The 23034-nt window shown below is 33.9% G+C and carries 15 protein-coding genes and 2 pseudogenes; 3 read left to right on the top strand and 14 right to left on the bottom strand.

Features of this window, described 5'->3' with window-relative positions:
- Window positions 1-63 precede the first annotated feature (63 nt).
- Window positions 64-5271 (bottom strand): S-layer homology domain-containing protein, encoded by a 5208-nt coding sequence (locus ACFSO7_RS09130; RefSeq protein ID WP_377877001.1) that lies wholly within the window; start codon window positions 5269-5271, stop codon window positions 64-66.
- A 333-nt stretch (window positions 5272-5604) separates the two neighbouring features.
- On the opposite strand from ACFSO7_RS09130, the pseudogene ACFSO7_RS09135 reads away from it, so the two are divergent.
- Window positions 5605-5936: pseudogene (locus tag ACFSO7_RS09135) on the top strand (Tn3 family transposase); the annotation flags it as partial.
- A 296-nt stretch (window positions 5937-6232) separates the two neighbouring features.
- On the opposite strand, the gene ACFSO7_RS09140 reads toward ACFSO7_RS09135, so the two are convergent.
- The 4 genes from ACFSO7_RS09140 to ACFSO7_RS09155 form a co-directional block, all read right to left on the bottom strand.
- Window positions 6233-6922, bottom strand: a complete 690-nt coding sequence (locus tag ACFSO7_RS09140) for a glycine-rich domain-containing protein (RefSeq protein WP_377877002.1) — start codon at window positions 6920-6922, stop codon at window positions 6233-6235.
- A gap of 1216 nt (window positions 6923-8138) precedes the next feature.
- Complete coding sequence (locus ACFSO7_RS09145) at window positions 8139-8996, bottom strand: alpha/beta fold hydrolase (protein ID WP_377877003.1); 858 nt, start codon at window positions 8994-8996, stop codon at window positions 8139-8141.
- A 655-nt stretch (window positions 8997-9651) separates the two neighbouring features.
- Window positions 9652-9777: a hypothetical protein gene (locus tag ACFSO7_RS09150; protein WP_377877004.1), complete on the bottom strand. Its 126-nt coding sequence runs from the start codon at window positions 9775-9777 to the stop codon at window positions 9652-9654.
- A gap of 396 nt (window positions 9778-10173) precedes the next feature.
- Window positions 10174-11904: an ABC transporter substrate-binding protein gene (locus ACFSO7_RS09155; RefSeq protein WP_377877005.1), complete on the bottom strand. Its 1731-nt coding sequence runs from the start codon at window positions 11902-11904 to the stop codon at window positions 10174-10176.
- 173 nt (window positions 11905-12077) lie between these two features.
- On the opposite strand from ACFSO7_RS09155, the gene ACFSO7_RS09160 reads away from it, so the two are divergent.
- Both ACFSO7_RS09160 and ACFSO7_RS09165 read left to right on the top strand, forming a co-directional pair.
- On the top strand, window positions 12078-13316 hold the full coding sequence (locus ACFSO7_RS09160) for an MFS transporter (RefSeq protein WP_377877054.1): 1239 nt from the start codon (window positions 12078-12080) through the stop codon (window positions 13314-13316).
- 21 nt (window positions 13317-13337) lie between these two features.
- Window positions 13338-13838, top strand: coding sequence for a GyrI-like domain-containing protein (locus ACFSO7_RS09165; protein WP_377877006.1), 501 nt, complete (start codon window positions 13338-13340; stop codon window positions 13836-13838).
- A 444-nt stretch (window positions 13839-14282) separates the two neighbouring features.
- Here the strand turns inward: ACFSO7_RS09165 and ACFSO7_RS09170 are convergent, their stop codons facing one another.
- The 9 genes and pseudogenes from ACFSO7_RS09170 to ACFSO7_RS09210 form a co-directional block, all read right to left on the bottom strand.
- Complete coding sequence (locus tag ACFSO7_RS09170; protein WP_377877007.1) at window positions 14283-15071, bottom strand: alpha/beta fold hydrolase; 789 nt, start codon at window positions 15069-15071, stop codon at window positions 14283-14285.
- Between the two features lie 160 nt (window positions 15072-15231).
- Window positions 15232-15672, bottom strand: coding sequence for an NUDIX hydrolase (locus tag ACFSO7_RS09175; protein ID WP_377877008.1), 441 nt, complete (start codon window positions 15670-15672; stop codon window positions 15232-15234).
- Window positions 15673-15785: 113 nt separating this feature from the next.
- Window positions 15786-15971 carry a transposase gene (locus ACFSO7_RS09180; protein ID WP_377877055.1) on the bottom strand — a complete coding sequence of 62 codons (186 nt, stop codon included), beginning with the start codon at window positions 15969-15971 and terminating at the stop codon, window positions 15786-15788.
- A gap of 105 nt (window positions 15972-16076) precedes the next feature.
- A complete protein-coding gene (locus ACFSO7_RS09185; protein ID WP_377877009.1) occupies window positions 16077-17309 on the bottom strand; it encodes a PqqD family protein in 1233 nt (410 codons plus the stop codon).
- A gap of 12 nt (window positions 17310-17321) precedes the next feature.
- The gene (locus tag ACFSO7_RS09190) at window positions 17322-18491 is read right to left on the bottom strand and encodes a HesA/MoeB/ThiF family protein (RefSeq protein ID WP_377877010.1); all 1170 of its coding nucleotides are present in this window, start codon (window positions 18489-18491) and stop codon (window positions 17322-17324) included.
- Window positions 18492-18981: 490 nt separating this feature from the next.
- Window positions 18982-19119, bottom strand: a pseudogene (locus tag ACFSO7_RS09195) (IS3 family transposase); the annotation flags it as partial.
- Window positions 19120-20063: 944 nt separating this feature from the next.
- On the bottom strand, window positions 20064-20342 hold the full coding sequence (locus ACFSO7_RS09200; RefSeq protein WP_377877011.1) for a GNAT family N-acetyltransferase: 279 nt from the start codon (window positions 20340-20342) through the stop codon (window positions 20064-20066).
- 329 nt (window positions 20343-20671) lie between these two features.
- Window positions 20672-21832: an acyltransferase family protein gene (locus tag ACFSO7_RS09205; protein WP_377877012.1), complete on the bottom strand. Its 1161-nt coding sequence runs from the start codon at window positions 21830-21832 to the stop codon at window positions 20672-20674.
- A 663-nt stretch (window positions 21833-22495) separates the two neighbouring features.
- A complete protein-coding gene (locus ACFSO7_RS09210; RefSeq protein WP_377877013.1) occupies window positions 22496-22987 on the bottom strand; it encodes a GNAT family N-acetyltransferase in 492 nt (163 codons plus the stop codon).
- Between the last annotated feature and the right edge of the window lie 47 nt (window positions 22988-23034).

Genomic DNA, 23034 nt, shown 5'->3' on the forward strand with positions numbered 1-23034 from the left:
TTTTAAAGAAAAAACTGGACCCAAATAGTTAGAAGTTCCTAACCCCTGGATCCAGTTAATTTTTTATTTATCTATAAATACTTCTTCTCCATTTGCTTCAAGCGTGTATGAATGCGCTCTTGCTGCTTCTTCAATTTCCTTATATGCCCAATGGGAGGTTGGAACGTCTGTAAATGTGGATGTTTCAACTTCATTTAATGGACCACGTTTGAAGAGACGATTTAATACTTTTACTGCTTGGGCTCTTGTTAATTTATCTTCTGGTTTAAATGTGTTCCCTTCAAATCCTGTCATGATATTCGCAATCTTCATGAAGGAAATGGCTTCTTGCGCCCAGTATTCTGACAAAACGTCTTTATAGTCTGCATCTGCGATTTTATTTAAAGATGAACAACTGCTATAAGCATTTGAATCCTTGGAACATTCTTTTTGTATCCAACGATAAGCAATCACTGCCATTTGAGCACGTGTTACAGCACCATCTGGATTAAACTTTGTTTCGGTTGCACCCAACATAATTCCAGCATTCTTAGCTTTCATAATATCTGTGTAAGCCCAATTGTTTTTATTAATGTCTGTATAACCTTTGGTGTCTTCGTTAACTGTTTGCTCAGGTAAATTTCTCGCTAACATAGCAGCCATTTGCTTACGTGTGACAATTTCAGCTGGCTTGAATTGTTTTCCAAAGCCTTGGATGTATGGTGCATGTGTTTTTGTTCCAGTTTTATCAGTTACACTAATAATTGTAAATGTACTAAATTTAGTAATTTCAATCTCAATCCCTAAAGGCTTGCCATTAGCATCGTATTTCACTTTCCCTTTATTGACTACTTTTTCTCCGTCACTATGTTGGATAAACACGGCTAATGAATTTAAAAACATTTCCCTCTCTGTTGTATCAGTTGGAAGGGTAATATCCTTTAATGAGAAAGTTACCAATGTTTTTTGGTTCTGATAGTTGGTTTCAATGGTCATTGGTTTACCAAGAACTTGGACATCATTGTCTCCAGCGACTTCTTTTACAACGCTAGCATTTAACGTATTGGAGATGACTTCTTTTTTCTCCTCTTCTTTTCGGATTGGAATAACTCGGAAGAATAAGTCGTCTGCTTTTCTGTTTAATCCTTGTACAGATTCTTTTGGTAATTGAATACTAACGTCCTCTGTTTGAATATTTAGTGACACATTTGAGCCAGATAATTGACCTATAGATTGATTTGGTAATTTAACGAAAACCTCATCGGCTAAGTCATTAGGTAAATCTGAGATGGATATATTAACTGTATCTTTCTTTTGTTCTAATGCTTTTTTAAGCGTATCCTCAGTAGTTTTATTATCTAATACAACTTGATCAACTTTTTTATTATTTTCTGTTTGACGGACGATTTCAACTTTAGCTGCTGATTCTGTTTTGCTTCCATCGCTAACGCCCACATCAGCAGGGCGAATGTTTACACTAGGAGTTGTAGAAGACCCTCCAATGTTATTACCACCACCATGTGAAGGAGTGCTGCCCCTACTTTCGTCGTTATCGTTAGGATTGGGGCTTGGTGCTACATACTGTGGGATAACAACTTCTGTAATTTGACCAGCATTATAGCCCGATTTAGCTTTATAGCGTACTTCGTACGTTCCAGCTACTAATCCTATAATGGTTGTTCCCGTCACCTGAATCCAAGTTGAATCGTTTTTTAACTTATATTCCATTTCTGGCGAAGCACCTTTGATCTGACCGTCATTTCCTGCAAAAGTTGGTGCGAATCCTTGTAAGCTTGTAGGAGCTACTTGATCTAGGTTCGGACTTGGATTAGTCGTAAAGGTTAACGTTGTTACCGCTCCTGCAGGTGTCCCCGTATTAGTATCGGATTTTACTCGAACTTTCACCGTTATATCTCCACTTAAATCCGGCATGCTTCCCAGGTATTCCGTCCATACGCCACTGTCTATTTGATATTCCATGGTCATGTCGATGCCAATGATCGTATTATTGACATCATCTACACTGACGTTTGGAGCGAGTGGAGCACTTTGGTTCGTCGTAAACGTTAAAGTGGCCTCTTCCCCTGCGGGAGTACCTGAAGTGGAGTCAGCTTGGATTCGAACCTTGACGGTTTTATTGCCACTTAAATCCGGCATACTTCCCGTATATGCGGTCCATGCTCCACCGTCTATTTGATACTCCATTGTCGCGTCCATGCCAATAATCGTATTATTGACATCATCCGCACTGACGTTAGGTGCGGGTGGAGCACTTTGGTTCGTCGTAAACGTTAAAGTGGCCTCTTCCCCTGCGGGAGTACCTGAAGTGGAGTCAGCTTGGATTCGAACCTTGACGGTTTTATTGCCACTTAAATCTGGCATACTTCCCGTATATGCGGTCCATGCTCCACCGTCTATTTGATACTCCATTGTCGCGTCCATGCCAATAATCGTATTATTGACATCATCCGCACTGACGTAAGGTGCGGGTGGAGCACTTTGGTTCGTCGTAAACGTTAAAGTGGCCTCTTCCCCTGCGGGAGTACCTGAAGTGGAGTCAGCTTGGATTCGAACCTTGACGGTTTTATTGCCACTTAAATTCGGCATACTTCCCGTATATGCGGTCCATGCTCCACCGTCTATTTGATACTCCATTGTCGCGTCCATGCCAATAATCGTATTATTGACATCATCCGCACTGACGTTAGGTGCGGGTGGAGCACTTTGGTTCGTCGTAAACGTTAAAGTGGCCTCTTCCCCTGCGGGAGTACCTGAAGTGGAGTCAGCTTGGATTCGAACCTTGACGGTTTTATTGCCACTTAAATCTGGCATACTTCCCGTATATGCGGTCCATGCTCCAAAGTCTATTTGATACTCCATTGTCGCGTCCATGCCAATAATCGTATTATTGACATCATCCGCACTGACGTTAGGTGCGGGTGGAGCACTTTGGTTCGTCGTAAACGTTAAAGTGGCCTCTTCCCCTGCGGGAGTACCTGAAGTGGAGTCAGCTTGGATTCGAACCTTGACAGTTTTGTTGCCACTTAAATCTGGCATACTCCCCGTATACGCGGTCCATACTTCGCCGTCTATTTGATACTCCATTGTCGCGTCCATGCCAATAATCGTATTATTGATATCATCTGCACTGACGTTTGGAGCGGCCGGGGCAATTGGATTCGTCGTAAATGTTAAAGTCGCCTCTTTCCCTGCAGGAGTACCAGACGTGGAGTCAGCATGGATTCGAACCTTCACTGTTTTATTGCCACTTAAGTCTGGCATACTTCCCGTATACGCTGTCCATACCCCGCCGTCTATTTGATACTCCATTGTCATATCGATACCAAGAATCGTATTATTGATATCATCTGCACTGACGTTTGGAGCGGCCGGGGCAATTGGATTCGTCGTAAATGTTAAAGTCGCCTCTTCCCCTGCAGGAGTACCAGAAGTGGAGTCAGCTTGGACTCGAACCTTGACGGTTTTATTGCCACTTAAGTTTGGCATACTTCCCGTATACGCTGTCCATACCCCGCCGTCTATTTGATACTCCATTGTCATATCGATACCAAGAATCGTATTATTGATATCATCTGCACTGACGTTTGGAGCGGGTGGAGCACTTGGGTTCGTCGTAAATGTTAAAGTCGCCTCTTCCCCTGCAGGAGTACCGGAAGTGGAGTCAGCTTGGATTCGAACCTTGACAGTTTTATTGCCACTTAAATCTGGCATACTTCCCGTATACGCTGTCCATGCCCCACCGACTATTTGATACTCCATTGTCATATCGATACCAAGAATCGTATTATTGATATCATCTGCACTAACATTTGGAGCGGGTGGAGCACTTGGGTTCGTCGTAAATGTTAAAGTCGCCTCTTCCCCTGCAGGAGTACCAGAAGTGGAGTCAGCTTGGATTCGAACCTTGACGGTTTTATTGCCACTTAAGTCTGGCATACTTCCCGTATACGCGGTCCATGCGCCACCGTCTATTTGATATTCCATAATCATATCGATACCAAGAATCGTATTATTGATATCATCTGCACTGACATTTGGCGCTTGTGGGATGTTTGACACTAAGCCAAAAGCTGTTTTGGTACCTGATAAGCTACTAATTTTTCTAAGTGATTCATCTAACATAATAATCATATAACTCCCATCAGAGTTAATTATAAAGTCCAATTCTGATGTTGTAGAACTATTATCCGCGGGCAATACATTCTTTCCTGATATCCACTGGTTATTATTTTTAACCATCGCAAATAGATATTCATCCGTACCATCGTTTTTCCAAGAATCCATTAATAAATAAACTGATGACCCATAAACAAAGATATTTACGGGATATGTAGATCTGTTTTGATCAAAATAGACTTGCTCTGTCTGCCAATTTCCACTCTTATTTGTTTCAATATAAGAGTAGCCATTCTCTTTGAAATAAGTAAAATATAGATTATCTGACGAATCAATAAAAATAGAAGAAAAAATACTATTTAATGAGCCCCCATCTACTAGTTTACTAGCGATAGAAAAGTTTGAATCAGAGGCTGATTTGAATGTGTAATAAAAAGCATTGTTATCGGTATACGAAATGTGAATTTTTTTATTACTATCAATTGCAATACTAGCAAATAAATTCCCATCACTTGAACCTGTTTTAGTATATACGCCTTGTTTACTCCAAGTACCCGATACATTAGTTGCAAATCTTACTTCTGATTTCCTTGTACCGTTACCATCTATATGTTCATAAACAAGATAAACTTTACCATCAGAATCTACTTCAATTATAGGTGTTCTATAATCTTTCCATCCATTTGGATCACTCGCGACTTCTATTTGAGTAAAATTCCAACTTGAACCATTATAATAGCCATATCCTATTCCTCTTGTACTAGTAACTCCTGTACCTATGTCTAAATGGTATGCTAAATGAATGCCATTATTAGAATCTACAGTAATATCCAATGGCCCATTAATATAAGTAACGTTTGCATCACTATTTCTCACTGAAGTGATTGTTTCCCAGTTCGTTCCATTCCATTTTTTAATAACAATATCAGTTCCATCATTGATAACATGGGCTAGATAAACTTTTCCATTAGGACTGATGTCTAATTTACTATACGCATAAGTATTATTGGAAAATGTATGGGCATTAACTTCTACTATATTATTGGACGTTATTGGTGAATTTGCATAAGTTGGGACTACACAAAATATAAAATACATAAATAAAATCATTGAAATTATAAAAATGCCATAAAAGGAATTTTTTCTTAACACCATTTCATCAACCCTTCAACACGTTTTTTTATCACTTCTGAACTAAAGAAGAATGGAATACACTTTTCCTGACAAAATATTGATACTATTAATTATTTCTACTATATCTAATAGATTACAATTTACCCCCCATGATAAATAATATACTAATTAGTCTATTTAATAAATAACTAGATTTATCAGGATATAATCCTTTCGGACAATTTTTAATTAAAAGTCATTTGCTGATGTTAACCAATTAGAGAATGATTAGTTAGCTTATCATCTATGACTATATGATAAAGAGAACCAATAGCCTTATCAAATTTTAAAAAGCTTGATAAATTTCCTTTTTAAAGGGGAAAACTTTCAATTGCATGCTTAGAAAATGATGTTCATTAATTAACAAAGAAATTTAGTGCTCGTCTTTATAAGATGCTCCAATAATTAAAATTAACCGATTACTCATAGATGTTGCTTATGTAGTAGGATTTCATAAGCAATTCACTCATGCTTTCAATATTCGAAAGCCACATAAGGAAGAAACGATCATTATCATGGCTGCTCTTTTATAAATGGGAATGAATATCGGTTTAAGCAAGATGGTTGAAGCAACACCCGGACTTACATATAAGCAATTTGCCAATGTATTCTCTATGGCGCATTATGAAGTTGCAATTAATAAAGCCAATCCGTATGGTTGGGGAAAAAGGAGGAAGAACAAAATTTTACATTCTAAAAGATCAAAAATATAGATATATCCGTTGACACTTATACCTATCTAACCGGTAATAGAATTTAAAGTAGGCACTTTAAAATAATTTTAAATAAAATATAGGTTGTATTAGGAATATTTCAAACTTTACTTAAAAAGAACTTACTAGAATGTGGTACACATAATTTAAGTCCGCTACCGATTAGCAGCAGACCCACCCATTAATGATAAATTCTTGTTATCTATTTATTTACTCATTATGGTTCAAGGTTACTTAAATACCACTTGTTGTTTTATTTCAGAAGTTTCCCTACTCAATAAACTTAATTGTTCAGCAAGAATGACTGATTCACGTAAGTCAGGATAATGTCTAAAATGTTTATCTAAAATAGCGCTCCAGTTTCCGGGTAAATCTGTCTCGATCTCTCCCCAAAAATAGTGACTAAATTCAGTTGTAATAAACACGTGACTGTAAATGATATTGAAAAGTAGTCTTTTGTCTTGGGCATCATCAGAAGATTGTTGTTCATTAAATTGTTTTTCTGTCATATAAAGAGGTTTATTTTTTACTCTAGGAACATGGTGTATCTTCCTGCCAATAAAATTCTCGCAAAAGGAATCATACTCCTTAGTAAACATTAACATTTCGTGCCATACTGCATCTACCTTCATAGAGTACATAGATATACCATTCTTCACCAAGGCTGCTAACAAAAAAAATCTCTTTAATTCTTCTAATGCAAAGTCAAATTTTACAGAATTGAACTTGTGAACCTTTATCACCCTATCTTTTAGATTGAGTCTAAAAGATTCATCTAATGCACTTTCTAATGATTTATATAGGGGTAATAATAGTTCATTTCTCAACCCAGTTCCCTGATTGTAGATATCATTTTTTTTAATGTAATTATTAATAATTAAGTCATCGATAATATTAAGTAATGATTGCTTTAAATTCAACTCTCTAAAACTCCTTATTTAGTAATTTATGATAAAGAATTACCATTGTTCATATCCTGTTTATTTCTTATCTTTATGTATTCAGCATTCTACTTTAGTTATTCACTTATAAAAGAAAACAAAGCCTTACCTTTTAAGTAAGACTTTGTCATAATGTAATAATTACATTGGTTCGCAAACAGGTGCTACTTTCTTTGTTGAAATTGCCTTTTTGATTGATTTTAGAATTTTAACCATTTTATCACTCCTCTCCCATAATATAGAACAACTAGTCGTTTTATATTAAGAGCATAGCATAAAACGAAGCATAACAGATCGATGATTGATAGACAAATTTCAACAAATTAACCTATAATTCCCTAGATTAAGATAGGGTTGACAAAAACCTTCCTAAGAAAGTCATCTTGTTTGTTTTAGGTTTTCCAATATAAATTCTTAATACATGAGCAGATTTGCATCTATTCTTCTTCCTGTGCAGAACAAGACTCATAATGAAATACCACACAGGATCTCCCGAGTTGTTACAAGATCATTGTGAAAGGTGCAAAGATCAATGCTCTCCGAAGGAAACTCTACTTTCTCTCCAAATCGAGAATAAAGATTTGGCATTCTGTACAGTCAAATATTTCTACCACCATAAACTTGGGATTTCGGAGTTCAAACCTCCTACTAAGTTGGCTTCCGCCTCATTTCCAAACTGTCTACACTTAAGAACAGATTTAGCCCTCTTACTCCAAGATTCTCTACTTGAATGACTATTTCTTGTTAGGTGGGTTTCCACCTTATCCTGCAACCTGCTTGTTCACGCTGACTGGCAACCATTTGATTAGTCTGTAAATTTCATTACGTTACTTCTTAACTCCTCCTTAATAAAAGCCATCCGTGATAACGGCAACACCTTTCTCTCTTTCTAACAAGCTCATTTTCACCAACTATGATGGTATCCATAAATTCAATTATTAATAATCTTACTGTTTCGTTTTATCACTTACTAGCAAAGGAGAGCTGTAGTGATGTATTTGACTTTCTCCACTGAGTTAATCAAAAGGTATTACAGTTCACATTCCTGTGTTAATGACAATAAAATTATTTAATTTTAAATGCTCAACCAATGTTAGGTCGGGGTTGTAAATATAGTTGTTAAATTTTTGATGTAAAACACTTCACTATACTAAAGAAATATAACAATAAAGTGGTTTATAAATTTATGTTTTATTCAACAATCGCGCCAGATTGTTGAACAAGTTATTTCACTAATCAATAATAATTCTTCTGTTCTATCTAACCATTCATTTACTAAAGAACTAAATAGTTTGGGTTGCTCAATTTGCAAATTATGACCTGCGATATCCAAAATTGCAAATGACCCTCTTGGATAGTATTCCATTATGTTAAGTGCATCTTTGTATCCAACAGAAGAATCTTGTCTTCCTAAAAGAAATAAACTCGGTCTGGTAAAAATAGTTTGATTAGCTTTAAATGAAAATTCATAGTTGTTCTTAATCTTTTCTAAAAATTGTTCATCCGCAATTTTACATCCAGCTAAAATTTCTTTGTTATAACGTAACCAATTGTACTCATCAAGTACAACTTGATTACTACTAAATTCGGCTAATTCCTCCTTTGATAATTTTTCTACAAATTCATCGTCTCTTCTTAAAATTCTATGTTTCTCAACCGTTCTATAGTCTCGCTGAGGAATAATAACAGGGCAAATAAATGCAGCCCCTAGTATTCGTTCTTTATGCTTTTCAATAAGTCCTCTTGCTATATATCCACCATAAGATTCTCCTGCAACTATGTATTCTTTATTAGGAAGGACAGCTTCTATAAAATCTATAAGCGAATTTAACATATCATCCGAACTACTAATTCCGTTATAATTCTTTGTTAACCCCATTCCGGGTAGGTCCACATAAATCCTTCTCCATCCATCCCTTGAAGTAAATATTGGCTCCATACAACCACTCATTAATCTATGATCAGGTGTAAATCCGTGTATTAACAAAATTGGTCTACCTTCACCTATTTCTTCATAATAAATCTCAGCCTGACGAACTTTACAATATGGCACTTCTTCCCCCTCTTCCTAAGCAATCATTCTTATTTTTACATTTCTAAGATTCATTTTATCAAAAATTTCTACTCTTTTATTTTTTATTTCAAAATCTTGCCCTGTTGTTGAATATCTTTATTAAAGTAAAGCGTCCGATAACGGAAGACTTGAGCTCGAGGTTGCAATTGGTCCTATTTTAAACAGCTATACGGGTTAAAGACAGATGGAATGGTCCAAGCTTTTTTTAGCTTTTCTTGTGTCGGAATCAGCCATTGCACAACAAATCGTCAGAGCAAAGGAACACTTTCTGCTTCAAAGGTACCTTTTGAATATCCATGTGGGCTTGAGCTTTCACGCCGGATGTCAAAAGTTCTGGATGTGATTTATCTCATGGTTAATGAAGGATATGTTGCAACCGCGTTAGAGCGACTCGAGCTTCCCTTAAAAGTACCGGATGACACGTGGTGAATATGAGATGCAGAAGATCAATCGCCTATCGTTTGGCAACAGTTATGAGCCAGGCTCCCAGTATTCTGATATACCTGACTCCGGCCATTTTTCAAGCGCACTGACCAATACCTCTTGCAACAAATTTCCTGCAATTCTGACATTCCCAATATCCCTGTGGATCCGGCATCCGCATTGCCCACTCGACCCGCTTCTTCCCTCGACTTCACATCAATAAAATGAACCCGGCAATCACTTCTTTCGTTTCCGTAAATGTGCCATCCATAACCACTGGCTTTTCCCTAGTTTCGTAATCCAAATGCGAATCCCAATTGAACTTTGATATAGTCAATTAGCCGCAACCCTCACACCTGCCTTAACTAATTCCTCATTGTACTTACTTATGGCTTCATTGAGCTCTGATCTTGGGGGATTTCCACCTTATTTCTAAGTCAAGTTCCTTTTAGAAGACCATTCATACTCGTCCTCTGTATAGATACAACGAACATGAAAAATCAAAATCGACAAAGTAAATAAAAATCCAAAAAAAATTTTTCCAAATTATCTGTATAGAGATATGGGCAAGACAGTGTTATTTGATATTGAGATGGTTTCCTTTACCACTTTTTGTGGTATGGTACACTTCGATTAATCTCAAATAACTTTAAATCAAATACAATTAATTCACATGAATTTTACCTCGATGATTTGCCTGTTTGTTGCGCAGTATTTAGTCTACTTCGTATCTTCATCCATTTGTACTTTTATTAATACTAGAACAAGTATCTGTATTTTTTATCCATATATTTCTAAAGTCAATCAAATTTGATGTTTGGTTGTCGTTCCATAAGATAGAGGAATCCATCTTAGTATCTATTTGTTTTTTATATAGAGTTTTAATACAATAATTTTCCTTTAAAATCATAAAAATTTTATCATAACTTTTTTTTCTTAAATTTGGGTTATAGGAACTTTTCACCAGATCTAATTGTTTTTGAATGCTTTCTTGGACTTCTATTGTAAACAATCCGAAAAACTTAAATATTAATGTTAGGATGGATATCTCTTTAGAGTAATCAAAGGAAAAACCAGAAATAATAATATCAGCTTTTAAGTAAACATCAGCTCTGTATAATTCATCTGGGGAAATCTGTTCTAATTTAGCATTTATGCTTAATTTATTAAATTCAATCTTAATCCATTCCATTTCCCTTTCATTTGTCGTAGTGGTATATATACTTATCAATTCTCCATTGTAACCATCAATATTAGCACCCAAATCTTCTTTCTTCTTACTATTACCTAAATCTATTAATGTTTCTATGTTTAGAGAAGTAGAAATTATCTTTCTTATCGATTTATTAAGCAAAGGGCTATTAATTTTTGTAGAGTTGAAAATAAGCATTTTGCTGATTTGTGTTGAGAATGATTTCCAACTCCCGAGATTTCTTGTTATTTCTTCCGGTGGATTGAAAATAATATCAGAATTTGTTATAGCCATATTTTTATCGTTAGGAAAAGACCAAATTTCTAATTTGTCTATATGTGGCCTTTCTTTAAAATAATATTGAAAAGCGCCTAATATTAATACATTATTCTTATTGCTTAATAGTTGATAAGGACCAGTGCCAATAACTTCACTATCTTCTTCAGATATATGCTTACTAGGTAAGATACTAAATTCGGGTTGACTAAAAAAATGCAAGAGCAAGGAATTAGGTTTGTACAAATGGATTTTAAAACAATAGTTGTGAACACTCTCGAGCTGTTTGATCCCTAAAAATGAAGTATATTTAAGAGGATATTCAGAATTTATTATTCTATTAATAGAAACTATAACATCATCGGATGTAAGTTCTTTTCCATTATGAAAAAATACTCCTTTTCGAAGATATATCGTCCATGTTAAATCTTTGTTACTTACATCCCAATAATGGGCAATATGAGGTTCAGGGTTGTTTGTTTGATAATTAAATGTTACTAAATTATCAAATATGTTTGTTAGGATATGTTTCATTGGTCCATAAAAGACCTTTGATGGTTCTAACGATTGTATTTTTGTATAAATTGGAACTTTTATCACATCGATAGATTTTCCTTTTTCAACATAATGCTTAACCCCAAGTTGTTCATCTAGCCACTCTTTGTATTTCATCTTAACTTTCTGCGGTGTTGTTTGAAATGATAGATATCTGTAAGAGGTTGACAAGTTCCCTTTTGATGCAAGGTCAATGATTACATTAAAGACCAGATCCTCAGGGTAAGATAAAAATACTAAAGTCGATTTATTCCCTCTTCCTTTCCCAGGGTTCCATTTAAGTAGATTTAAATCGGATAATTTGTTTAAAACTAAACGAGAATTTCTCTTTGTACATAGAAGAATATTTGATACTTCATTTAAAGTTACTTCAATCTCGTCCCAACTCTTATATTCTCGGTAATATTCCCTTAATAGAATAAAATATTCTTCAACTTTCATTTTGCAACTCCCCAGCATTAATAGAGGAAAATAATAATTTTATTTTCCCTTTTTTATTCCTCTTTTCAGATTAATAATAGAATTGTTGCTATTGTCTTACAAGTTTTTTCAATGTCCAAACTTTAGGTAGTAAAACTGCCCACTTTTAGGAGGGGATACAAGTTAAACATTCTATTAGAAGTAACTTTTCAAAACTATGGTTAGGTCAATCGTTGTCAGTATTTGGTCATCAAATTTCTACGATGAGTATTCCTTTAATAGCAGTTGTTGTGATAAAAGGTAATCCATTGCAAATGGGCTTCCTCCAAGCTGTTAGCTATACTCCTATCCTTTTATTTAGTCTCGTTGTAGGTACTTTGGTAGATCGACATCGCAAAGTTCCTATTTTGGTAGTGTCAGATGTAGCTCGTTTTATTACACTTCTAATGATACCTTGTTTGTATATTTTCGATATGTTGACCATAATACATTTATATTTTGTTGCCTTTTTTTTAGGGATTTTTACAACCTTCTTTGATATCGCATACCTATCTCTTGTTACAAAAGTTGTTACAGAAAATGAAATTATAAAGGCTAATAGTAAATTGGAAGGTACAAGATCTGTATCAATGGCAGTAAGCCCGGGAATAGCAGGAATGTTAATACAACTATTATCTGCTCCTTTTGCCATAATTTTTAATATTGGTGCCTTTATGTTATCTAGTTTGGTGTTAGCAACTATAAAAGAAGAGAAGGATGTTAAAAGTATTGAGGAAGTTACAACTAAGAGAAAATCGCTTTTATTGGAAGCAAAGTCAGGATATCAAGTCATCATCAATAATGCAAAACTAAGAGTTCTTGCATTATCTACAGCTTTGTTAAATCTATTTTCAACCATGATGGCTCCTATTTTTCTCTTATTTTTAACACAAGAACTTAAATTGAATCCATTTTTCACTGGAATCGTCCTGGCTTCTACTGGTATTGGTGGAATTATAGGATCCGTACTAGCTAGCAAGATCGCAAATCTCGTCGGAAAGGAAAGATCTTTGGTGATTTCCCTTATCATGGGAGCATTTTCCGTGCTACTTCTTCCTGTGGTATCAGACAATTCTATTTATTCAATCTTATATCTTATCTTGACACAGCTATTATTGGGGGTAAGTATAACTATATTTAGAGTTAATCAGATTAGTATAAGAATGATGATTGTACCTATAAATACACAAGGTAGGGTAAATGCTTTATTACGATTGATAATGATGAGTCTAGTACCGATTGGATCATTGATCGGAGGTGTATTAGGAGAAATATTAGGTGAGAAAGGAACATTATTTATATCTGGAATAGGATTATTTTTCACCTTCTTTGTTACGAAATACTTCTTAGCCAAATCCAAGAGTTTTACCCCAAAAAATAATCAAACTGCATAAAAATTATGGGAGGACTAAAAGATGAAATTTACTATTAAAAAAAAAGGTGAATTAAAGATTGTAGGAAAGAAAGTAGAGGATATTGACATTTTTTCAAGGGATGAAATAGTAGTGAGATGGGATGAAATAGGGTTTGATGAGTACCCTATTCTTGAATGGAAAAACTGTTCCTTATATTTCGGTCTTATTAGTGATTTCCGAAAAAAATCAACCTACTTTTTCGCTAAGCCAATATCTGAAATACCTTTTACTTTAAAGGGTGATTTCGTAAGCGAAATCATCCCTTCAATCGAATATGCTGTATTCAAACATAAGGGTTCATCTATAAAGGTTATAGAAACTTATGAATTGATCGAAAACAAACTTATGGAAAATGGCTTAACAAAACATCCTAATCTCCCTTACATTGAATTATTTGATAAAAAGCAAAATCATACATGGAATCATGAATTGCTTGAATTTGAAATTTATGTTCCAGTATTAAATGACTATAATATTCAGAATAAAACTATTGATTGCTAGTAACAGTATTTAACATATTCTCATACCATTTAATTATATATTTATTTCGAACTGCGATATATTTTATTAGTCACCATTACATATTGCAAAAATGAAACTTTTGTCTATTTTTTGTAGTGATAATGACTAAGGAGAGATATAATGAACTCAATTCAATTAATCCTATTGAATTTACAGTAAGTTAAACGTAGGGATAAATTTAGGCCTTGGAATAAATTTTGATTAATAATCCCCCACAAGCCTATATTTCACGATAAATTAAAAGAATCCCTTTTAAAAAAAGATTGTTCAAAAGGGATTCTCTTTCAGCAGTTTTAAGTATGATTTTAATAAAAAAGTAAGATCATTTTCTACCTATATTTATCGACAATCAGGCGCCAGATTGCCGAATAACCTGTTCTATTTAACAGTATCCTTGTACTGCGTAGCATTAGTTCTTATAGATTAAAGTAATTCAAGAAAGTTTTTTACAGTGTTATTAAAACTAAGAGGATTATCATCGTGAATGGTATGTCCACAGCCTTCAAAAACTTTTATTGTAGTATTTTTTCTTACTTGTTTCATTTTTTTGATTTGACTAAGGTTAACCACATCGCTATTTTTACCATGTAATAGTAATGTTGGACAATCTGTGTTTGTCCACTCATTCCACCAACTACCGTTCAAATTTTGCTGTGAAATTATCATCCCTTTTGAATCAAATCTAAATCCCCATCCATGCTCGTCTTCAAAGGCACTTTCACCAAAGTATCTAAAACTTCCTTTCCATCTACTCTCTATTACGTCTTTAAGCTCTTTTAATGAAGCTACTCTATTAGGAAATTGTTCTGCATAGGATGCATCACCTTCAATTTCAGCCCCAATATCTTCTATAATCATTGCTTTTACAAGTTCGGGATATTTAGAAGCAAATTGATAAGCATTCGCTCCCCCTAACGAATGTCCTATTATAACTACAGATTTTTTATTTAGTACAGTCGTAATAAAATTTTTTATATCTTCAATGTATGCTTCGCGAGAGTAATCTCGATTTTCTGGATGCTCACTCCAACCATGCCCCCTCTGATCTAAAGCAATGACTTTCCAATCATCAAAATTGGATGCAAGACTAGAGAACATTCTAGCATTTCCAAAATGACCATGTAATGCAAGTAAAACCTTTTCACTTTCACCAATATTATAATCGATATATGACAAACATAAATTATTTGATTGAAAATAAACTCGTTTCATTCGAACCCCTCCATCTTTATAGGAACATATATTCTATCTTATTAAAAATATACTTACTTCGCAATACGCAATATAAGAGTTACTCCACACTATGGCCCTGTTCATGAAGAAAGACGCTTTCTTTATTTCAGAAAAGCGCCCCTTAATGGAATATGTATAACTAATATTTCACATGCAAATTATCTTGTAGTATTTTCTCTGCAAGTTTAATGTTTTCTTTTAGAAATATAGGTAGATCCGTATGAGCAAGAATCTCTGAAGTTGTCATCCAAATAACATCATCCACTTCTTCAGTACTTTTAGCGTAAGGTTCTCCAGATTTATGATGACATAGGAAAACTATATCGATTACATTTATCCCTGATTCAGTAACGAAGGAGGAGCTATTTACATATTTAATGCCTGTTATTTCGCTACCTACTTCTTCAAAAATTTCTCGTTTTAACGTTCTTTCCAGAATATCAGATGAATCACCTTCAATTTCACACTTTCCGCCTACTAATGAGAGACCCCCACCAGCATGCTCCTCCTTTTCACTTCTACGGATTAAAAGCCATTTCTCATTGCGACGAATTGCCCCTTCTACATTTACTACAAACATAAAAAAACCTCCTGAAATTTATACTTTATCTTCCACAATCTGGCCCGATTGTGGAAGAAGAAAAAATCCTGCATATCAACACAGGATTTTTAATCAAACCTTATTTTAAATAATTAGACTTTGTTTAAATGATCAATCTTTTTTATAAAACTACATTTTCTAAAATTATTTGCTAATGCCACAATCCCAAATTCTACATGGACTTTGGTACGACCCCGCAAGGACCATCTGAGGAACGACCAATTGCCCTTGATGTGACCAAAAACGCAATCTACCTCGCTTTTACGTTTTCCGTAGATAGAGGCTTTTTCTTAACATCCAAGGGCAGTTGAATCATTTGGACTGTTTTTTCTTAAAAAACTGGTTTGGTTATATCATTTATTAGATTACAATTAATTCACTCACTAAAGTGCATTACTTCTACTCCGTATTTTGTTCCTTTTTAGGGTACGCATCCAGGACCAAATAACGACTACAAATGGAATAGATGTTATAGTTAGATAAAAAATTCCATCAATGAAAAACCATAACTGAAATGGAAATTTAAACACTGAACGAAATGAATTACTATAAAATTCAATCAGCTGTGGAAACGTATAACTTAAGAAAAAAATAATTGCCCATGATATTCCTAGCACATAAACCCAAGAATACCACTTAATTACTTTCTTTTCTTTAAGAGATACTCCCTCCCATTCACTTTGCTGATGTAAAGTAAGCTTCTTCTTAACTTTCATCATTAAAAATAGCCTAGTATTAACGATTAAATTATTACACCTTAAAAATGTAGTTATGGTGTAATAAATATCTGTTTGCATAAAAAACATAAACTGGAAGGATAGTCCCATAAAAAAGATGTAACCTAATAGTTTGAATATAGATAATGTGGTGGGTAAAAGAGAAAATAAACCAATTTCATGAAGGTATTGAATCCAGAAGACAATACTTAAAAACATTCCGTCTAAAGCCATTCCTGCTAAAAATGCACGATACCGCTTCTTTGGTTCCACTAGAACGATATTCGACATATTTGTTTCTGCCACCATAAAAAATAGTCTATGGCTAAGTCGGATTCTGCTTCCAATCCCAAGAGACTTTGCTGAAATTAAATGGGCTATTTCATGAATACCTAAAAAAAACCAACTAATTGAAACTGTCAAAAGAATATTTATAGAGGAGTATGATGTTATAAAAATATCACTATAATGTGGGTAGACCATACCTTCAGAAAGAACAAGTGGAAATAAACATGAAAGTATGATTACTATGTATATCATATAACCCATTTTTCCAAACAAATAGTCCCCTACTTTACCAGGTATCCAAGCTAAATGGTCCTTTGTTTTATCTTGTTCATTGACAATGATACCATCTAACATGTATGCAAACTTATAATCCATAATTAAATCTTTTGCGAAATCTAGTACATCCACTTCTTCACAGTAACGCTCTTCGATTATATGTTTAACTTCACCAATTGATTTTCCCTCATCTAATAAATCAATAATTTCAATACCTATTTTTGGTAACAATATATATTCTCCTGTGTCAACACGGCCAATCACTACTTCATCATCATCTTCTATCCGACTTTTTAAACGATGCATTTTTATTTTACTTTGAAAGGTTATATTCATAGTTAATATTACCTATCTTTCTATAAAAGGTCTGTTCGCCCATTCTTCTTTATCCAAGCTATTAAAAATGTGTTGATAATGTTTTCCTTCACCACATGTAGGGCAGTTCTTTACTTCTCTTTCTTTCCAAGGAATCTCCTTTTTTGAAAATGTCATGATGTCAAAACGGATTGTTTTCCCAAGAGAAATCGGAGGTGATATACCTGTAAGTAATTTGCACAAGTCTTGGATAATCATAGATGTTATCATTAAAGTTCCAGGGGCGGTTGCGGTATTAGGTGGCATATAATTTGTATTAACGAATCTTTCCATTTCATTGATTAGAGTTAAGTTAGGCTCACCATTCTCAAATAGCATACAATCAAAACATGGAGTTTCGTCAGGAATAATAGTGGTAAATACTCCTCTATTTAAATAAATGCTTCCTGACATGAAAACTTTCTTTAGTTTCACACAAGCTGAGTTCACCCATCTTTGAATTTGCATTAAAGGTTGATCCGCTGCTAAAATGACACAATCATAGTCCTTTATTAATTCAATCACTACTTCCGTTGAATCAATTTTTTTATTGACAATATCTATTTCCATGTTCGAATTCAATCCAAGAATAGAATTCTTTGCGGCTTCGATTTTTGCTAAACCAATATCATTCTCTCTAAATAGAAACTGTCTATTTAGATTACTAAGTTCAATCGTATCAAAATCAACAATTCTAACATGTTCTACACCCAAACCAGCTAAATTCATCAATAACCCACAGCCAAAAGCACCCATACCTAATATGACTACTCTGGAATGATTTAGTTTAATTTGATGGGATATTGCTGAATTTTCAATTCCTGAATAATGAAGGAAAAAATTAAGATTTCCCTTATATCGATTCCTCTTCTCACTCGATAGCATACACTTTTCTTCTAGTTCAGCATTTGATATAAATCCCATTTGATTTAATTCTTCAATTGCGTTTAAAACTTCTTCGTTTGTTACATTCGGGTACTTTTTTATTAAAGTCTGACAAATTTCTTCAAGTCCTTTTATTCCGTTTAATTGCAAGATAAGATCAAGAAAAATTCCTGTTTCATCCTCGATTTCCATTCCCAAATCTGTTGATTGACCAATACGAATATAACCAGGTCTCACTAGATACGCCGAGTATATTGGTTTGAACAATGGTTTAAACACACATTCACCTCCAAGAATTAAGATAGTGGTCTCAAAAACTAGACCACTATCTCATCACTATTTACATAATAATCAAGTTAGCAAGCTCCTCCCATTGCATCGAATACACTACATGCAGCAGTTGTGCTAACTTGTTCAATCTTTTTCCCCTTAATTTTCATCTTTACACCTCCTATGTATGTATTTTAAATCCTAAGACTTTACTTATTACTTAGTTAGCAAGCTCCTCCCATTGCATCAAATACACTGCATGCAGCTGTTGTGCTAACTTGTTCAATCTTTTTCCCTTTTATTTTCATATTTTCACCCCCTTTGTTCTTGGATAGTAAAATATATGAACCTAGAACTTGAAAAATAACCATAAACCTACTAGTCAGTTTATTTTTTTAAAAAAAATCTTCTTGTAGTTTCCCCTAGAGCTAATATTTTGTTTAAAATAGCAAAGGTCTAGATTGTGAAGTGACCCCTAAAGTTAGACACGGTTATTTCGTCAAGCAGCTTGCTCCAAATGAGTTCGGTATTGTAACGGACTCATTTTTAATTTTGCCTTATTCCGTTTCGTATTATAGTATTCCATATATTTTTCAAGCTCTTGTTTAAAATGCTCTACACTTTCGAATTCCTTATGTAATTCATATAACTTCAACAATATTGGAATTATGCTTTGGTAACCCCCATTGTTTTGCATACTCTGTTTGAGAAATTGCTCTCGAGTTATAGTCTTGAATAATCATTAATTTTATATCACTTATAATTTACTCATAAAAAAACTGCACCCCAATTGTGTCTAACAATTGGGGTGCAGTTCATAATGATGATCGCTTAAAAGAAAAACTTTACTTTTAATTTTGTATGTTCTAGTATTTAGCCGACATTCCATCTATTATATTCTTTTTTATCTCAAAACATCCTTCAAATAAATGTGTATCAGGAAACCATGTATCAATATAAATCGTGTCAGGTTTATATGATAATGATAAAGCATGATTTATTATTTGCTCACATATTATCTCATCAAAAATTTTTGAAGTAATTTCATATGTTGGTTCTGTATTTTCGTAATCAAAAAAAATCCAGTTTTCTTTTTCATATCGATTTTATAACCACATACTTCACATTCCATAAGGAACACTCCTCTAATTCTATGTGATTATTATATATGAAGGGAGAAACAATCAGTGGATTTTTCCAATTCCTTTGTAAATCTGATAATATGAATCTGGAAACAAACCCAAAAACCGAACTACTTTTTTCTGAAGGTGCGTCCATATGTATAAAAAATCTAAAATATTATTAATTTTCGGGGCAGCATTATGGCTTCTAAGCTTAACCTTAGCTTATGTTTCCTTTATAACCTCAAAAGGTATTTTTTACCTAGTTCAACAGCTTCTCTCTCTGTATTTTGGTTTAGGTTGTACAGTGCTATTTTTAATTTACATCGTCATTGTTTTTTTCATTCATCGGAAGAAACGTAAATACAGAGATTAACATTCAAGATGTTATATCGCGGACTATCATCCGGATACGACAGAAAAAAGCCAACAGGTGCACTATTGACTTAATCATTCTAGATTAGGCAAACTTTTTAGAAAAACCAGTGCTTTTACCTTCATATCCCATATTGAAATAAAATTGATGTGCAATTTTTCGTTCTTCCCGGTTACCACTGTTTAACCCAATTTCAATAGCTCCTTGCTCAACCGCCCAGCTTTCTGCTTCTTGTAGTAACTTCCTTCCGACCCCTTTACCACGGTAAGCAGAATCCACTACAAAGGCAAAGTCGAACATAGATGCCATCATACTCATAAAATATTCCGGTATACAATCCAGCCATTCCAATAACCTTCCCATTCATTTCAACTACTAATGTGTGATAGTTTGAATTAGAATTAATAGATTTAAACCTAGTTCTCATTTTATCTTCCGTAGTGGGATAACCAAGTTGTCCCATTAAACCAACTAAGCCAGAATTATCATTTAATGTTGCTTCTCTAATCACAATCAAATTACCTCCCCATAAAAGCAATGCTTTAAACTCATTAATATATTCTTTTTTTTAGGATATTCCTTTAAATCTATTCGTATTTTAATAGAAGAACTGCATAGTTTGTTCCTACTAAGACAAAAGCCAGCATTATGCTGGCTTTTTCACTTTTCACTTATTTAAATAATCTTTCCTTTCACATCATTTTTTTTAAGTATGGAATCTTTCGCCATACAAAATGACTTAGCAAAAAACTTATGATGATTCCTAAAAATGCTGTTATAAGGAATTTATTCCAGACCGATATTGGTAGCGCATTCAATGTATATTGAAGGAAGACAACTACTGGGACATGAATGAAATAAACAACAAATACATTGTTTGATAACATCTTAGACCAACGATTAGTACCGTTAATTTTTTCTCTAAATAAAATAAGAAGTCCGATTACAAGCGAAAAACACAGTAACGTCTCAATAAATGATCGAGCCAAAGAACCAAAGTTTTGACCACCCTTTAAAAGAAAAGGATATACCGTATTCCCTCCAAAATACAAAATAGTTACTATTAATATACTAATAACAAGCCAGGTGTATCCTGCTCTCGCGCTCAAAGTTAAAAACCATTTATGATGATAAGCCATAATTCCTAAACAAAAGAAACTCACATACTGTGGTACATGTGCAAATTCTGTTTGAATAATCCCAGCGAACGCTGTCCAATGATCAATAGGAAACCATATCCTTATAATGAAAGTCACTAAACTAACGACCAACCACAGGGAGAGAATCTGATAAACCTTAAAGTTTCCATAAGATTTTTTTATGGATTTCTTAGATGTAAAGTAGGTCCAAACTGACAACACAACAGCATACACAAGTAAATGCTCTAAAAACCATAAATGGCCAAATTGCATATCAGGCCATGATGGCCCGGACCAATTCGAGGGTTCATTACCAAGCCCAAAAAAGATATTTACATAGTATGAAAAAAATGAGATGGGTTCATAATCTCTGAAATTAATGTAATATAAATACATCAAAATAGGAATTATCACGAGAAATCCAAGTAGTAATGGAATACCGATTCTAGTAAACCGTTCTTTTAAAAACCGTTTCGGTCCCTTTCTCGCGATTGATTGAGGGAGAAAATAGGCTGATAAAAAGAAAAACATACTCATAAAAAATGCTGCATTTACAGAGAAAAATCTGCCCAACCAATTGATAGACTCCTCATCCAAAAAATACCACCAACCACCTGGTCCATAGGCTTGTCCAGCATGGTGAACTACTACAAGCATAATTAAAGCTATTTTTATATTATCGATGAAATATAAATGATCACTCTCTTTTTTCACCCTTAAAACCCCTTTCCCATTAAATGTTACACTTAGATAAGTGTAGCGTATTTTTTACTACTATGGGGAAAGTGTTCCATTTATAGTAATAAATTCTAACCCCGAAATTAATCATTTTTTTCCATTATATTCCATGTGTGCAATAAAAAAACCAACAATTGTTGGTTTATTTTTTGTATTCGAGCACTTGTACTTTTCCAGTTGGGATACTTACTTTAAATGTAATATGGCTAATCTTTGTTATTTGTTCTTGACTAACAAAAATATTAGCAGTAACCACATACATATTTTTATTTGGTTCTGTTTCATATATGTATTCCGATTTAACAATTCCACTGGGTTTCCAACTCTCTGTTTTATCATATTATTGTTGTATTACCTTATCAAATTGTGGTGCAATTAGACCATAGAACATTTCACCAGAGGTTATATCCTCATATTGTATCTTTTTTGGTGGGTTTTCCGCATACCCTAAAAGGGTGAATGAACATGCAAGAAATAATGATATTGTGACTATTTTCAGTAACCTCTTTTTTTCACCTCCCATTTTTTATATTGTTTCTATAGGAGGGGGGAAAATACAAATAACCCTGTTTCACTATATATTCCTAATGCCATAAAAAAAAGAGTCACTATACGTTGACCCCTTCATAAATTTAATAACTATATCTCATTTGTAACCGGTTTTTCTAGTTTTAATTCCCATTTTCCTTCAACCATTTTAACATTCGAAAGGAAGGATTCTTTTGTTTTTACTTTAATAAATCCAAATTTCCCGTAAATATGGCGTGCGGATTTTAGATCATCATTAGTCCAAAGAATAATCTTTTTGAAGCTATTGGAGACACAAAAATCAACAGCAGTTTGGACTAGTTTTTTTCCCATGCCAGTCCCTCTTAATACCGGATCAACAAGGAATAATCCTAACTGCGCAGTATTTTCATCATATTTGCTTATAGAAATTGAACCAAAGAGATTTGAATCAATTTCTATCATCCAAATCCTTTCCTTTGGATCCTTTTTTATTATATATTCCTGAATCTTTTTTGCAACAAACTGTTTAAATGAAATATCATAACCATACTCTTCTTTATACATCGAGTAATGTGACTCAATAATGTAATCTTTGTCTTCTAAAGTAAATTCTCTAATCAATTCAAAACACACTCCTAAAATAAAACTACAAAATTAAGAGTTCGTTA

The organism is Bacillus sp. CGMCC 1.16607 (genome assembly GCF_042683745.1).
GTDB lineage: Bacteria > Bacillota > Bacilli > Bacillales > Cytobacillaceae > Pseudoneobacillus.

Excerpts from the sequence above, each read along its gene's own strand:
- ACFSO7_RS09130 (WP_377877001.1), bottom strand. The coding sequence starts at position 5,271 with ATGGTGTTAAGAAAAAATTCCTTTTATGGCATTTTTATAATTTCAATG.
- ACFSO7_RS09155 (WP_377877005.1), bottom strand. The coding sequence starts at position 11,904 with ATGAAAGTTGAAGAATATTTTATTCTATTAAGGGAATATTACCGAGAA.
- ACFSO7_RS09165 (WP_377877006.1), top strand. The coding sequence starts at position 13,338 with ATGAAATTTACTATTAAAAAAAAAGGTGAATTAAAGATTGTAGGAAAG.
- ACFSO7_RS09170 (WP_377877007.1), bottom strand. The coding sequence starts at position 15,071 with ATGAAACGAGTTTATTTTCAATCAAATAATTTATGTTTGTCATATATC.
- ACFSO7_RS09175 (WP_377877008.1), bottom strand. The coding sequence starts at position 15,672 with ATGTTTGTAGTAAATGTAGAAGGGGCAATTCGTCGCAATGAGAAATGG.
- ACFSO7_RS09185 (WP_377877009.1), bottom strand. The coding sequence starts at position 17,309 with ATGAATATAACCTTTCAAAGTAAAATAAAAATGCATCGTTTAAAAAGT.
- ACFSO7_RS09200 (WP_377877011.1), bottom strand. The coding sequence starts at position 20,342 with ATGGGAAGGTTATTGGAATGGCTGGATTGTATACCGGAATATTTTATG.